This window comes from Streptomyces laurentii, from assembly GCF_040635425.1.
GTDB lineage: Bacteria > Actinomycetota > Actinomycetes > Streptomycetales > Streptomycetaceae > Streptomyces > Streptomyces laurentii.
In genome coordinates, this window is the sequence record NZ_JBEYHT010000014.1 from 124,668 (window position 1) to 138,832 (window position 14,165).

11 protein-coding genes are annotated in these 14,165 nt (G+C 71.2%); 9 read left to right on the top strand and 2 right to left on the bottom strand.

Annotated elements, in window-relative coordinates:
* Positions 1-711 carry a TetR/AcrR family transcriptional regulator gene (locus ABZ693_RS12290; RefSeq protein ID WP_359875783.1) on the bottom strand — a complete coding sequence of 237 codons (711 nt, stop codon included), beginning with the start codon at positions 709-711 and terminating at the stop codon, positions 1-3.
* A gap of 93 nt (positions 712-804) precedes the next feature.
* Between ABZ693_RS12290 and ABZ693_RS12295 the strand changes: the two genes are divergently transcribed.
* Entirely contained in the window at positions 805-2,439 is a 1,635-nt protein-coding gene (locus ABZ693_RS12295) for an amidohydrolase (RefSeq protein ID WP_359875784.1), read from the top strand.
* On the opposite strand, the gene ABZ693_RS12300 is transcribed toward ABZ693_RS12295, so the two are convergent.
* On the bottom strand, positions 2,406-3,497 hold the full coding sequence (locus ABZ693_RS12300) for a LacI family DNA-binding transcriptional regulator (RefSeq protein WP_359875785.1): 1,092 nt from the start codon (positions 3,495-3,497) through the stop codon (positions 2,406-2,408). The two genes, ABZ693_RS12295 and ABZ693_RS12300, sit on opposite strands and share 34 nt — an antisense overlap.
* Positions 3,498-3,628: 131 nt before the next feature.
* Between ABZ693_RS12300 and ABZ693_RS12305 the strand changes: the two genes are divergently transcribed.
* From ABZ693_RS12305 to ABZ693_RS12340, 8 genes are all read left to right on the top strand, one after another.
* The gene (locus ABZ693_RS12305) at positions 3,629-5,260 is read left to right on the top strand and encodes an ABC transporter substrate-binding protein (protein ID WP_359875786.1); all 1,632 of its coding nucleotides are present in this window, start codon (positions 3,629-3,631) and stop codon (positions 5,258-5,260) included.
* Positions 5,257-6,210, top strand: a complete 954-nt coding sequence (locus ABZ693_RS12310) for an ABC transporter permease (protein WP_359875787.1) — start codon at positions 5,257-5,259, stop codon at positions 6,208-6,210. The genes ABZ693_RS12305 and ABZ693_RS12310 overlap by 4 nt, the downstream gene beginning before the upstream one ends.
* Positions 6,207-7,085 (top strand): ABC transporter permease, encoded by an 879-nt coding sequence (locus ABZ693_RS12315; protein ID WP_359875788.1) that lies wholly within the window; start codon positions 6,207-6,209, stop codon positions 7,083-7,085. Before ABZ693_RS12310 ends, ABZ693_RS12315 begins: the two co-directional genes overlap by 4 nt.
* 5 nt (positions 7,086-7,090) lie before the next feature.
* Complete coding sequence (locus ABZ693_RS12320) at positions 7,091-8,134, top strand: ABC transporter ATP-binding protein (RefSeq protein ID WP_435842403.1); 1,044 nt, start codon at positions 7,091-7,093, stop codon at positions 8,132-8,134.
* A complete protein-coding gene (locus tag ABZ693_RS12325) occupies positions 8,131-8,937 on the top strand; it encodes an ABC transporter ATP-binding protein (protein ID WP_359875789.1) in 807 nt (268 codons plus the stop codon). Before ABZ693_RS12320 ends, ABZ693_RS12325 begins: the two co-directional genes overlap by 4 nt.
* 619 nt (positions 8,938-9,556) lie before the next feature.
* Entirely contained in the window at positions 9,557-9,988 is a 432-nt protein-coding gene (locus ABZ693_RS12330; RefSeq protein ID WP_359875790.1) for an Rrf2 family transcriptional regulator, read from the top strand.
* Positions 9,989-10,100: 112 nt separating this feature from the next.
* Positions 10,101-11,567 (top strand): MFS transporter, encoded by a 1,467-nt coding sequence (locus ABZ693_RS12335; RefSeq protein ID WP_359875791.1) that lies wholly within the window; start codon positions 10,101-10,103, stop codon positions 11,565-11,567.
* A gap of 436 nt (positions 11,568-12,003) precedes the next feature.
* Positions 12,004-13,641 (top strand): hypothetical protein, encoded by a 1,638-nt coding sequence (locus ABZ693_RS12340; protein ID WP_359875792.1) that lies wholly within the window; start codon positions 12,004-12,006, stop codon positions 13,639-13,641.
* The last annotated feature ends 524 nt before the right edge of the window (positions 13,642-14,165 follow it).

Sequence of the window (14,165 nt, forward strand, 5' to 3'; positions counted from 1 at the left end):
TCAGGCCTCGGTCGCCGCCGGACGGAACGCCGCCATCGCGCCGAGCATCAGTTCCAGGGCGAACGGGTAGCCGCTGGCGCGCATGTCGGCGGCGAGCAGCGGGAAGACCGCGGCGATGTTCGGGTGGGTGTCGGCCGACAGCCTGCCGTAGACCGAGTTCCAGACCTCCTCGTCCGCCTCTCGGGCGGCCTTCGGCAGAGCGAGCGCGGCGGCGTCCTGGGCCGCGAAGGCCAGGGCCTGGTCGACGAACGCGTGGTAGGCGCGGACGGCGAAGGGTTCCGGGAAGCCCGCCGAGCGGAGGACGCCGAGAATCCGCTCGACGGCCCGCGTCTCGTGCGGACGTCCCGTCGTGCGGTACGCGCCGAGGACGGCCGCCTGTGGGTGGGACAGGTAGCAGGCGTGGATCCGCAGGCCCATCGAGCGCAGGTCCTCCCGCCAGTCCCCGGTCGCCCGCCAGCCCTCCTGCGCCCTGCCGATCAGCTCGTCCGCCATGGCGAGGAGCAGTGCGTCGGTGTTGCGGAAGTAGCGGTAGAGCGCGCTCGGATCGGCGCCGAGCGCGGCGCCCAGTCTCCGCACGGAGAGCGCTTCGGCACCGTGCTGCGCGACCAGCCGCAGCGCCGTCTCGACGATGAGCCGCTCCGAGAGGACGGCGCCCTGCTTGGTGGGTCTGCGGCGCCGGCGTTCACCTTCGGGGACGACACGTTCGGACATGGCCGGGACCTTACGACAACACCATTGACGTGTAAACGGCCTTGCCGCTTCCATGGCGCCCATCCCCGTCGCCTCACGCTCTGGAGCTTTCGAATGGCCAAGGCCGATCTGGTCTTCACCCGCGGCCCCGTCTTCACGGTGGACGCGGCCCGCACCCGGGCGACCTCGCTCGCCGTCATCGGCGACCGGATCGCGGCCGTCGGCCACGACGAGGTGCGCGCACTCGTCGGGCCGGACACCGAGGTGGTCGATCTGACGGGCAAGCTGCTGCTCCCCGGCTTCCAGGACGCCCACATGCACCCGGTCTTCGCCGGGGTGGAACTGGCCGAGTGCGATCTGACCGAGACGGTCGGCGTGGACGAGTACCTGGCCCTGATCCGCGCGTACGCCGACGCGCATCCCGACCGTGAGTGGATCACCGGTGGCGGCTGGTCGATGGAGAGCTTCGAGGGCGGCCTGCCGACCCGCCGGCTGCTCGACTCCGTCGTCCCGGACCGCCCGGTCCTCCTGTCCAACCGGGACCACCACGGCGCCTGGGTCAACACCCGGGCGCTGGAACTCGCCGGAGTCACCGCCGCCACCCCCGACCCCGCCGACGGCCGGATCGAGCGGGAGCCGGACGGCACTCCCAGCGGCATGCTCCAGGAGGGCGCCGCCTCACTGGTCGGCCGGCTGCTGCCGGCGAGCACGCCGGCGGAACTCCTCGCCGGGCTGCTGCGGGCCCAGCGGCTGCTTCACTCCCTCGGCATCACGGGCTGGCAGGACGCCATGCTCGGTGACCTCGACGGCCGGCCCGATCCCTCGGACGCGTACATGAGCGCGGCGCGCGACGGCTCGCTCACGGCCCGGGTGACCGGGGCACTCTGGTGGGACCGGGCGCGAGGCGCCGAGCAGATCCCCGAACTGGTGGCCCGGCGCGAGAAGTTGCGGGCCGGGCGGTTCCGCGCGACCTCGGTGAAGATCATGCAGGATGGTGTGGCGGAGAACTTCACCGCCGCCATGACCTCGCCCTATCTGGACGGCTGCGGCTGCGCCACCGCCAACAGCGGGCTGAGTTTCGTCGAGCCGCGGGCGCTGCGCGGATACGTGTCGGAGCTCGACGCCCTCGGCTTCCAGGTGCACTTCCACGCCCTCGGCGACCGGGCCGTACGCGAGGCCCTCGACGCGATCGAGGCGGCGGTGGCGGCCAACGGGCACCGGGGCAACCGCCACCACCTCGCCCACCTCCAGGTCGTCCACCCCGATGACCTCCCCCGCTTCGCAGCGCTCGGCGCCCTGGCCAACGTCCAGCCCCTGTGGGCGGCGCACGAGCCGCAGATGGACGAGCTGACCATCCCGTTCCTGGGCCCGGAGCGGTCCGCCTGGCAGTATCCGTTCGGCGACCTGGTGCGCGCGGGCGCGACCCTCGTCGCGGGCAGCGACTGGCCGGTGAGCAGCCCCGATCCGCTCGCGGGGATCCACGTGGCCGTGAACCGCCGGGATCCCGACGCCGGCCATGGCCGGGTCTTCTACCCGGAGCAGCGGCTCGACCTGCCGACCGCGCTGGCCGCCTACACCGCCGGGGCGGCCCATGTGAACGGTCACGACGACGCGGGCAGCCTGCGCGCCGGCAACCTCGCCGACCTGGTCGTCCTGGACCGCGACATCCTCACAGCGCCCGCGGAGGAGATCGCGCAGGCCCGGGTCGAGCGGACCTATGTCGGCGGCCGGCTCGTGTACGCGGGCTGAGCGGGGCGGACCGATGACGCCCGTACGTCGAGCCGGGTCGGGACGAGCACCCCCGACGGCTCCCGGTCGCCGTGTTCCAGGACCGCCACCAGGATCTCGGCGCCCGCCTCCGCGATCGCCTCGGGCCGCAGGCTCAGGGTGCTGACGGGCGGCTCGGTGTGCTCGGCGGTGACGTCCTCGCTCACACAGACGAGGAGCACGTCGCCGGGGACGTCGAGGCCGAGCCGGCGTACCGCGTCCAGGACGAGGGGCGGACTCGCCTCGGCCACGACGAGGAGGGCGTCGGGCCGTGCCCCGTCGGCCGCCGGGTCACCCGTGAGGGCGGTCTCGACGGCGCGGATCACGGGGCCGTTGCCCGGTGATCCGGCGCGCACGACCCGTTCCGGCGCACCGTGCGCCGCACACCACGCGCGGTGCGCGGCGCACACCTCGGTGTGGAAACGGGTGGTGCTGTCCGGCACCACGAGGACGGGTCGGCGGGCGCCCTGCGCGCGGACGTGGTCCAGGGCCTCGCCCACGGCGCCGCCGGCGTCCACGTCCACCCAGTACGCCCCGGACCGCCCCTCCACCGAGCGGTCGCTGAGCACGGGGATACGGGCGGCGAGGAGGTCCTCGACGACCGGGTCGTCGGCCACGGGGTCGGCGACGATCACCGCGTCCAGTGACAGGTCGGCCCATTCGCTCTGCAGGGAGCCGGCGGGCAGCAGCACCACGGCGTAGCCGCGACGCAGCGAGGTCGCCGCGGTGGCCGCGGTCAGCCGGGCGAAGTACGGCGACTCCAGGGAGGTCCAGGGGACGTCGGCGAACTCCCCGACCACGTAACCGATCAGCCTGGCCCGTCCCGCGCGCAGTCGCCGCGCGGTGGCGTTGGGCCGGTAGCCCATTCTGCGCGCGGTCTCGCGGGCCTTCTCCCGTACCGCGGGGGAGAGCCTTCCGGTGCCGTTCAGTGCCGCCGAGACGGTCGTCTTGGAGAGGCCCGCCTCACGGGCCACGTCGACGAGGCGGACGCGTGGGAGGGGCGGCGAGGGCTGCCCGCCGTGCGGGGTGGCGTCGGTCATGGAACTGATGCTGCCACCTTCCCGACCTGTGCAAAACCGTTCCCGCAGAGGGTTGTGCGGGAACGTTCCCGCATCAATACTCGCTCCATCCCCCAGCGCCCGTCACTACACCCGTAAAGGGGTGGGTCTCCATGCGCATGTCCAGAATCATCGCGCTGCTCGCCTGTACCGCCGCGCTCGCGGCCACCACCGGCGCCTGTTCCGGCGCGACGACGCCGAACGCCGCCGGCACCGGCTTCACGGTCACTCCGCTGTCGCCGCCCGCCCAGGGACCGCTGGACTCCTTCACCTGGTCCCTGTATGCCGAGCCGTACACGCTCGACTACGCCCTCGCGTACGACTACCCGCCGAACACCGTGCTCGCCAACGTCTGCGAGCAACTCCTGCGGGTCACACCCGACCTGAGGATCGAGCCCGGGCTCGCGGTGAAGTACGACCGCCCCGACCCGCGCACCCTCGTCTACACCCTGCGCCCCGGGGTGAAGTTCCACGACGGCACCACGATGACCGCCGACGACGTGGTCGCCTCCCTCGAACGGCAGAGGGACCCGAAGACCGGCTCCCCCTGGGGCTCGACCTTCAAGAACGTCGACACGATCGAGAAGACCGGCCCGCTGGAGGTCACGCTCCGGCTCTCCAAGCCCGACATCCTGCTCCACGAGCTGATGGCCGCCTCCCCCGGCACCATCGAGAGCGCGGCCACCCTCGCCAAGGCCGGCAAGGACTACGGCACCCCCAAGGGCAAGGTCAACTGCACCGGCCCGTACGCCCTCGACACCTGGTCCCAGGGCGCCGAGATCACCCTCAGGAAGCACGCCGCCTACTGGGACCCGAAGCTCTCGCCCAGGTCGGAGCGGGTGAAGTTCACCTTCATCGAGGACGCGGCGGCCCGCTCCAACGCCTTCCTGTCCGGCACGGCCGACGGGGGGTACATGGTGCCCTCCTCCTCGTTCGCGACGCTCCGCGCCGGCGGCAAGGGCACGCTCCTCTTCGGCCCCAACACCGCCGCGTCGAACCTCGCGGTCCTCGACTTCCAGGGCCCGCTCGGCGACCTCCGGGTCCGCAAGGCGCTCTCCCTGGCCCTCGACCGGAAGAACATCGTCAAGGCCGCGGCCGGCGGCGTCGGCGTCCCCGCCAAGGCCCCCGCCGCGCGCGGCGCCTGGGCGCTGGCCCCCGAGAAGACCGCCGCGCTGTACGACACGCTGCCCGAGCCCGGGTACGACATCGAGGCCGCGAAGAAGCTCGTCCAGGAGGCCGGCGCGGCCGGCCGGCCGATCACTCTGGCCACCAGCACGCTCGCCCCCGAGATCAGCGTCGTCGCCAACGCCGTCCAGGCCGCCGGACGCCGGATCGGACTCGACGTCGAACTGAAGGCCGTCGCCCCGGAGGCGTACAGCAGCATCTTCGTCGACCCGAGCGCACGCAAGGGGATCGACCTCGTCATCACCAGCGGCTACGACAACACGCCCGATCCGCTGGAGTTCTACCAGTACCTGCGCACCGGCGACTTCGGGAACTACGGCAAGTGGTCGGACGCCGAGTTCGACGCCGAGTTCGACCGGGCCAACGCCGAGCCCGATGCCGGCAAGCGCGCGGAACTGACCGCCGCGCTCCAGAAGATCGCGCTGCGCGAGCTCCCGATCATCCCCGTGTACGAGGCGCCCCACTCCGTCTTCCTCGGCAAGCGCGTCACCGGCGCCCCGACCGGGATCGCCCAGCTGTACTACCCGTGGGCCGCGACGATCGGGGCCGCGAAGAAATGACCCGTTTCCTCGCCGGACGGCTCCTCGGCCTGGTGGCGGTGCTGTTCGTGACCTCCCTCGTGGTCTTCGGCAGCATCCACCTGGCGCCTGGCGACCCGGTGTCGTTCCTGCTCCACGGCCGCCCCGCGACCCCCGAGGCCGTGGCGGCCCTGCGCACCCAGTACCACCTGGACGACCCGCTGGCCGTGCAGTACGCGAAGTGGCTCGGCGGCGTCCTCCAGGGCGACTTCGGCGTCTCCGCCCAGTTCCATCAGGACGTCGCCGCGCTCATCGGCTCCCGGCTCCCCGGCACGGCGCTGCTCGTCGGATACGCGGCGCTGCTCGTCGCCGTCGTCGGCGTGGGGTCCGGGATCCTCGCCGCCTTGCGGCCCGGCCCGCTGGACCGGACGGTCCTCCTCGGCACCGGCGTCGCCACGGCGACCCCCTCCTTCGTGACCGCCATCGCGCTCGTGTCGCTGTTCTCCGTCCAGCTGGGCTGGTTCCCGGGCCCCGGCAGCACACCCACCGGATTCTCCGAACGGCTGTACCACCTCACCCTGCCGGCCGTCGCCCTGGCGCTGACCTTCGCGGGCCTGCTCGCCCGGGTGACCCGCTCGGCGATGCTCGACGAACTCGGCCGGGAGCACGTGGAGGTGGCGCGGGCCCGAGGCGTCGCGGGGCGGACCGTGGTCCGCCGTCACGTGCTGCGCAACGCGCTCGGCCCGGTCGTCACCGTCGGCGGCACCACGCTCGCCGGACTCCTCATCAGCACCTCGATCGTCGAGACCGCCTTCGACATACCCGGCCTCGGCTCCCTGCTCGTGCAGTCGGTCACCGCCAAGGACTTCGCCGTGGTCCAGGCGATCACCCTGCTCAGCGTGGGCGCCTTCGTCCTCGTCAACCTCGCGGTCGACCTGCTCGCGCCCCTCATCGACCCCCGGCTGTCGCTCCACGGGGAAGGCTCCTCATGACCACCACCGCACCTCCGGAGCCCGCCGTCCTGCGCCGCAGGCCCGGGCTCGGCTCCCTGCGCCTCTTCTCCCAGGGGCCGTTGTTCACCGCTTCGGTCGCGCTGCTCGCCGCTCTCCTCCTGATCGCGGTGCTCGCCCCGGTCCTCGCGCCGTACGACCCCGAGTCCCTCGACCTGTCGGCAAGCCTGGCCGGGACCACCGGCGAACACCTCCTCGGCACCGACCAGTCCGGGCGGGACATCCTGTCGCGGCTGATGTACGGGGCCCGCACCGGACTGCTCGGCCCGCTGCTCGTCGTCGGCGTCTCCACCCTGCTCGGCACCCTGCTCGGCGTGGTCGCGGCCTGGCGAGGCGGCTGGGCGGACGCGATCCTGTCCCGCTCCATGGACATGGTCTTCGCGATCCCGGGCCTGCTGCTCGCGATCCTGCTCGTCTCCGTCGTCGGCTCCGGAATGACCGCGCCGGTGATCGCCATGGCCGTCGCCTACACGCCGTACGTGGGACGCCTGGTGCGCGGCATCGCGCGCCAGGAGAAGACCCGCCCGTACATCGAGTCCTACCGGGTCCAGGGCTGGTCCGGCTGGAACGTCTGCCTGCGCCACCTGCTGCCCAACATCGCCTCCGGCGTCTTCGCCCAGTCCTCCATGAACTTCGGCTACGCGTTGATGGACCTGGCGGCGCTCTCCTACCTCGGCTTCGGCGTGCAGCCGCCGACAGCCGACTGGGGCGCCATGATCAACGAGGGTCAGGCGGCCGTCCAACAGGGGGCGATGCTGCCCGCCCTCGCGCCTTCCGCGTGCATCGTGCTCACCGTGGTGGCGTTCGGCATCGTCGGCGAGGGCCTCGCCGACCGGATCGCGAGGCGGAAGCGGTGAAACGAGTGAAGGAACAGCGGGAACAGAACGACGCGGCTCCGGTCCCGGCCGGCGACACGCCTCCGGCCCTGGCCGGAGACAGTCCTCCGGTCCTGGAGATCGACGGGCTCGGGATCCGGCTGCCCGGCGACCGGGCCGGGCGGCCGATCCTCGACGGTGTCGGCCTGCGGGTTCGCCCCGGGGAGAGTGTCGGACTCGTCGGCGAGTCCGGCTCCGGGAAGTCGGTGGCGTGCCGCAGCGTCCTCGGGCTGCTGCCCGCGGGCGCACGCACCAGCGGCGAGGTCCGGGTCGCCGGCCGGGACGTGCTCACCATGAGCCGTCCGGAGCTGGCCGGGCTGCGGGCCCGGCAGGTCGCGATGGTCTTCCAGGACCCGCGCGCCTCCGTGAACCCGCTGCGCCGCGTCGGCGACTTCCTCACCGAAGGGCTGCGCGCGTCGGGAACCCCGGCCGCCGCGGCGGACGCGCGGGCCCTGGATCTCCTCGACGCGGTCGGCATCCGCGACCCGCGCGGCGCCCTCCGCCGCCGTCCGCACGAGTTCTCCGGCGGCATGCTCCAGCGGGTGGTCATCGCCGCGGCCCTCGCGGCCGAACCCGCGCTGATCGTCGCCGACGAGCCGACCACCGCCCTGGACGTCACGACCCAGGCGGAGATCGTCGCACTCCTCGCCCGGCTCCGGGCCGAGCGCGGCACGGGCCTGCTCTTCGTCACCCACGACCTCGAACTGGCCGCCACCGTCTGTGACCGGGTGTACGTGATGTACGCCGGCCGGATCGTGGAGACGCGCGGTACCGACGAGCTGTTCGACCGGCCGCGGCACCCGTACACCGCGGGGCTGCTCGCCTGCACGCCGAGCGTCGAAGCGGGCGCGCCCCCGCCCCGCCCCATCCCCGGGCGCCCCGTCTCCCTGGCCGAAGCGCCGCCGGGCTGCGCCTTCGCCGCGCGCTGCGCCCACGCGGTACCGCGCTGCTCCGAGGAGAAGCCCGCACTCACCCGGCACGGCGACGGACTCGCCGCCTGCCACCGCGCCGACGAAGGGATCATGTCGTGACCGCCTCAGCGAAGGAGGGGCCGGTCGTCGAGGGCCTGGTCGTCGAGGGCCTGCGGAAGCGGTACGGGGACCACACGGCGGTCGACGGCGTGTCCTTCTCCCTGGCACCCGGGGCCTCCCTCGCGATCGTCGGGGAGTCCGGCAGCGGCAAGACCACCACGGTCAGGATGCTCGTCGGCCTGGAGCACCCGGACGGCGGGACCGTCCGCTTGGACGGCCGGGACCGCTCCGCGCGGCCCCGGCGGCGGGCGGAACGGCTGGCCAGGGCCCGGGAGATCCAGATGGTCTTCCAGGATCCGTACCTCTCGCTCGATCCCCGGGTGACCGTCTCCGGATGCCTGGACGAGGTGCTGCGCCTCCACACGGATCTCGACGCGGCCGGCCGCGGGTTCCGGGCCGCCCAGCTCTTGGACCAGGTCGGCCTCGGCACACGCGAGGCGGCCTCCCTCCCCCGCGACCTCTCGGGCGGGCAGCGACAGCGCGTGGCGATCGCCCGTGCCCTGGCCGTGGAGCCCAGGGTCCTCGTCCTCGACGAAGCCGTCGCCGCGCTCGACGTCTCGATCCAGGCCCAGATACTCGAGCTCCTCCGTCGGATCCGCGACGCGTCGGGGATCGGCTACCTGTTCGTCACGCACGACCTGGCGGTGGTCCGGCACATCGCCGACGAGGTCCTGGTACTCAAGTCCGGTCACGTCGTGGAGACGGGCCCCGCCGCACGGGTCCTGGAGGCCCCGGAACATCCGTACACCCGGCTCCTGCTGGCCTCGGTTCCCCGGCGCGGGCGGTTCCCCGCGGGCCGCTGACCGGCCACCACCCGCCCCTCGGGGGCCGGCACCGAGAGGGCAGCGACGCGGATCCGGTAGCCGCCGCAACCGCTCCACCAGCGGCGATCCCGCCACGCCGGCCAGAACCGGCGACTTGATCAGGCAGACGGTGGCAGACAGGCGGACGGTGACAGACAGGCGGCACGACGAAGCTCCGGTGGTACGAGGCGACTTGGGACAGTCACCCCGTACCACCGGAGCTTCGTCGCGTTCGTGACGGCCTGGCCCGGACCGGCCTCACGCCACGGTGACCAGCGGGCTCACACGCCGACGGCGACTTCGAAACAGCCCTGACGTGACACTCCCGGGAGGTTCGCGGGGAACGCGAACCCTCGTTCGATGCCTCGCCGCGCGTCTCCCGGCCCATGGGTACTTACCCTGCCTTCGGTGATCGCCGGGGCGACGCCCCGACGCGTGTCGGCAACGAGCACACGGACCGGCCGGAACGCGTGCGCTGCGCGTAAAGGCGAGGGGGAAACAGGTTCCTCACCTGGGGGCTTCCCCTCTTCGACCACCGAGAGGCGCCCTCCACCCTTTCAAACTGCCACCAACTCCGTTACAGTTCGATCGAAACCGCGACGACAGGGAAGGAGTCACCGTGAGCGTGAGCAGCAGGAGTGCGGTCGCGATTCACGCACTCACCATGCTGGGACGCTGGCACGGTCACTCGCTGACCTCCGCCGAGATAGCAGAGAGTTTGGCGAGCAATCCGGTGCTCGTACGGCGGATCCTCGGCAGCTTGCGAGATGCGGGGCTCGTCTCGTCCACCGAGGGGCGCAACGGAGGCTGGTCACTCTCCCGCCCCGCCCGCGAGATCACGCTCAACGACGCCTACACGGCCGTCGAGACGGGCCCGGTCCTCTCTCGGCACCCTCACCCGCCAAGCGCCGCATGCGAGGTAGGGCGCCATATGCAGCGCCTGCTCGAAGTGGAATTCCGGGAGGCCGAGCAGGCCATGAAGGAGCGGCTCAACCGGACGACGATCGCCTTCCTCGTCGGACAGATCCCGACTGGTGGGCACGAAGCGTGAACTGACCCAGCACGCACAGCAGTTGAAACAAGGCGGAGGCTGATCCTCCGCCATTCTTTTACCTAAAATGTAACTACGATGGTGGCAGTAAGCCACCCGAAGGACGTGCCGAATGACTCCCCCGTCGACGACGATCGAACGATCCAGCCCGGGAACGTCCCTGCTGGCGGTGCTGATGCCGGCGATTCTCGCCACGGTCACCGCCAGCGACATGGTCAATCTGATGCTCCCGAACATCAAGGCCGAGTTCGGAGCCTCCGAGGCGGAACTGGCCTGGATCGTCACCGGCTTCCTACTGATGTTCTCGGTCGGGATCCCCCTTTACGGCCGCGTCTCGGACCGCGTGAGCCTGCGCCGCCTCTTCGCCTTCGCACTCCTGGCCTACGCCGCCGGGAACCTGATCTGCGCGATTTCGCCGAACTTACTCGTACTCGTGGCCGGGCGGATCGTGACGGGCATCGGCGCGGCCGGTATCCCTGTGCTCTCGATCATCGCCGTCACCAAGCTCCTTCCCACGGAGAGGCGCAGCGTCGGGATCGGCGTCGTCTCCGCGGGTGCGGGCATCGGCACCGCCGTCGGCCCCGCCCTCGGCGGCGGGCTCGGCCAATGGCTGGGCTGGCCCTCACTGTTCTGGCTTATGTTCGTGATCGCACTGCTGCTCCTCCCTGCCGCCTGGCGCGTCCTCCCCGACGAGCGGCCCACGGGCGTGGGACGGCTTGATCTGCCCGGCGGCATCCTCCTCGGCATCGGCGCTGGGCTGGCCCTGTTCGGCATGACCCGGGCGCAGGTCTCCGGCTTCGACGCGCCCATCGCCTGGGGCAGCCTCCTGGTCGCGGCCGCCGCGCTGGTGTTCTTCGGGTGGCGCACCGGCCGTGTCGAGCAGCCCTTCGTCCCGCCCGTGCTGTTCAGCAACCGCGTCTACCGGACCAGCGTCCTCGTCGTCTTCCTCGCCATGATCGTCAACCTCGGGGGCCTGGTCTTCGTCCCGCTGGTCCTCGTCGAGGTCAACGGCCTCACCCCGGGCCAGGGCGCCCTCGTCATGATCCCGGCCGGGGTCGCCGTCGCCTTGCTCTCACCACTGATCGGCCGCTTCGCCGACCGCGTCGGCACCCGCCCCCTGGTGGTCTCCGGGATCGCCCTGATGGGACTGTTCTCGCTGTCCCTGTCGACCTTCACCGGAGGCCCCTCGGTCATCCCCGCCGGGATCGGGATCCTCGGGCTCAGTATCGGCTTCATCCTCGTGATGACCACCGTCATCGGCGCCGTCGCGGGTCAACTTACCGACGAACAGTCGGGAGTCGGTCTCGGTATCCTCCAGGGTGCGCAGTTCCTCGGCGCCGGCACCGGCCCCGCAGTGTTCGGCGTACTGGTCTCCGCGCGACAGCAGAGCAGCGCGCACGCGATCAACCCGCTCTTCTCCGGCCATCACGGCCCCGCGTACTCCGACGTCTTCCTGGCCATGGGCGTGGTCGCCGCCCTCACCCTGATCGTCGCCTCCCGGATCCGTCCCACGGCTGCCCCCGCAGCCGCACCAGCGCAGGGGGCGGGCACGGTCCGGGAGGCGGACACCGTTCAGTAGCCACTTTGCGCCACAGGGGGGGTCGATCATTCCAGGTCCGTACGGCGCGAGGTCTCTACCTTTCACACATGCAGGGTGCGGAGAACAAGGCGACGGAGTCCGGGTTGCCGGTGACCGAACCGGACTCCACACGACAACGCCGAAGCCCTGGGGGCAGACAAGAGGCACCGGGTTGGCGGAGGGCTTGAACGCAAGATCCGGGCGAGCGGCCGTGCGCCGAGGGTGAGCGCCACCGCGAGGTGCACTACCCGTTGGGGCTGACCAACACCTTCGACGCGGGGTTGCGCCGCGGGCGGGGAGGGTGTCCCGCACGCAGCCCCGCGCCATCCCGGTACACGTGCGCGCCTCGCACGCCTGTCCCGCCGCCCGTGCCAGCATTGTCCGCATCGCGGCAGTTTCGCCGGCACGGCGATCCTCTAGGTAAGAGGCGGTTCGCATGATCGACCTGTACACGATCGGCTCCCAGCACCCGGGTACCGATCCCACCTGGACCACCATCGACATCCAGGGCACGGTGAAGAACCAGCCCATCACCCCGGCGCGAAAGTTGGCGGGGCTGACGTACAAACCGGCGACGCAGCTCTACTACACCGTGGCGCCGACCAATCCCCAGGGCCCGCTCCTCTGCAGCATCAGCACGGCCGGAGCGCTGGAGATCCTGGGCCCGACCGGCCAGAACATGACCGGCGGGATCGCCTACCACGGCGCGGACGACTGCTTCTACGCGCTCTCGAACGAGTTCGACGGATCCGTCAAGCTCTACCGCATCACCATGAGCGGCCAGGCCAGCGAACTGTTCACGATCGCCCTCGGCGTGGCCGTCGGCCTGACCTACGTGCAGGCGACTGACACCTTCTACGCGCTGATCACGCAGGACAACTTCACCTGGTTCTACTCCATCAAGACGAGCAGCACCGTGACCAAGCTCTTCGGCGCCGGGTTGCGCGTGTTCGGCGGGCTGTGCCACTCGCCGTCGGAGAACCTCTTCTACTTCGTGGCGAACGAGGAAGACGGCTTCTCCTACCTGTGGACGCTCGCGCTCAGCGGCAGCGTCGTGAAGCGAATGGGCCTCGGATACCACTTCGACCACGCCGGCATCAGCATGTCCCCGTGGTTCGGCGGGTCCATGAACATCAAGAGCCCGCTCGAAGGAGAGCGCTTCGTCAGCGGCGAGACCACCTCGCTCGACGCGAACATTCTCAACGCGACCGGGCCGTCCTGGAACAGCGACGGCATCGCCTGGCAGTCGAGCATCGACGGCGTGCTCGGCACAGGCTCGCCGACCGTCACCCTGTCACCCGGTACGCATGTGATCACCGCTTCGAAGGAGCGCCTCACGCAGAGCGTCACCGTACGTGTGTTCGCTGACCTGGGGGCGCTGTACCAGGCGCCACCCTCGCCGGCGGAGATCGGCCGCGTGCTCGGAGACTTCACATTCTACTGGGTGGACGGCACCTCCGGCGACCCGACCCAGCGGTGGGACTCGTATCCCGGTTTTCCCTTCGACCAGACCTCCCCGAACCCGTCGCGCACCGCCGTCATCGCCAAGCTCGACGTGCTACGCCACCAGCGGTTCTCCCAGCCGCTGCCCTACGGGACGGCCGCGACCGCCTACGAGCAGGTGCGGCTGCACACGCACACGGTCCGGGTCTCGCTGGACACCGCGCTCAACGAGGCCGGCGGCGGGGTGATCAACCTCAACCGCACGTTCACCACGTGGTGGAACAACCCGGCGACGCCTACCGTGGCCGCCCCGTACGTCCACTCGCTGTACCTGTTCAACCACGAGAGCCGGCACAACGAGCCGGGTGACCCCGGCCACACCACGTGCACCGCGTGGACGGGCGTTCCCGGCATCAACAACGGCATGGACGCGACATTCGAACCCGGCAGCGGCTACGCTCGCGCGGCGCTCTACGTCATGTGGGTCTACAAGTACGCGCGTTACGACTCCCCGGCGATGAGCACGGAGGCGAAGAACATCATGCCGGCGTTCAAGGACCGCTTCTGCACGCATCCCACGAGCTCGAACCCCCTCGTGCGGGCGCTGCTCACCGAGCTGTGGAACGCGTGAGCCGTCCCGAACCCATGAGCCCCGCTACCACCCCTTCGACTGCCAGCGGATCCGCGGGGGTGGCGTCGCGGTTGCGCCGCTGAATGGTACGCAACTCCATCCGCGCGCCCCACGCTTCCATCGTGAAGCGGTTCTCGTCGTTCGGGTCGTCGAGGTTCCAGACACCCTCGTGCCCATAGGAGACGAGGAGCTTTCCACTCCCAGGACGACCTTGGTCGCCCTGGTCAGCTCAGGAAGCTCAGCCGCACCTGGCGTTCCGGGTTGTCGATGTTCGTGTCCACCAACCTCCGTTAGCCTCGCCGTTTCAGTTGCGGCTGCTGGGTAGCCGGGCAGAGTCGTTGGGGGCGGTGCTGGTTGGTGGGCATGGTGAGGGCCCGGCGCGGTGGTCGGGTTCTCCAGGGTTCCTCGGGTCGTGGGTGGTCGGGGGCGTGCCGGTCAGCCGGCCGGGCGGGGCAGGGCCGCGAGTCGGTGGAAGGCGGCGGCGAGTTCGTGTCGCCAGGGCCAGGTGGCGGAGATTCGCAGGT

Bases quoted from the DNA above. Each gene is read 5' to 3' on its own strand.
- ABZ693_RS12290 (WP_359875783.1), bottom strand. From the start codon at position 711: ATGTCCGAACGTGTCGTCCCCGAAGGTGAACGCCGGCGCCGCAGACCC.
- ABZ693_RS12295 (WP_359875784.1), top strand. From the start codon at position 805: ATGGCCAAGGCCGATCTGGTCTTCACCCGCGGCCCCGTCTTCACGGTG.
- ABZ693_RS12300 (WP_359875785.1), bottom strand. From the start codon at position 3,497: ATGACCGACGCCACCCCGCACGGCGGGCAGCCCTCGCCGCCCCTCCCA.
- ABZ693_RS12305 (WP_359875786.1), top strand. From the start codon at position 3,629: ATGCGCATGTCCAGAATCATCGCGCTGCTCGCCTGTACCGCCGCGCTC.
- ABZ693_RS12310 (WP_359875787.1), top strand. From the start codon at position 5,257: ATGACCCGTTTCCTCGCCGGACGGCTCCTCGGCCTGGTGGCGGTGCTG.
- ABZ693_RS12315 (WP_359875788.1), top strand. From the start codon at position 6,207: ATGACCACCACCGCACCTCCGGAGCCCGCCGTCCTGCGCCGCAGGCCC.
- ABZ693_RS12335 (WP_359875791.1), top strand. From the start codon at position 10,101: ATGACTCCCCCGTCGACGACGATCGAACGATCCAGCCCGGGAACGTCC.
- ABZ693_RS12340 (WP_359875792.1), top strand. From the start codon at position 12,004: ATGATCGACCTGTACACGATCGGCTCCCAGCACCCGGGTACCGATCCC.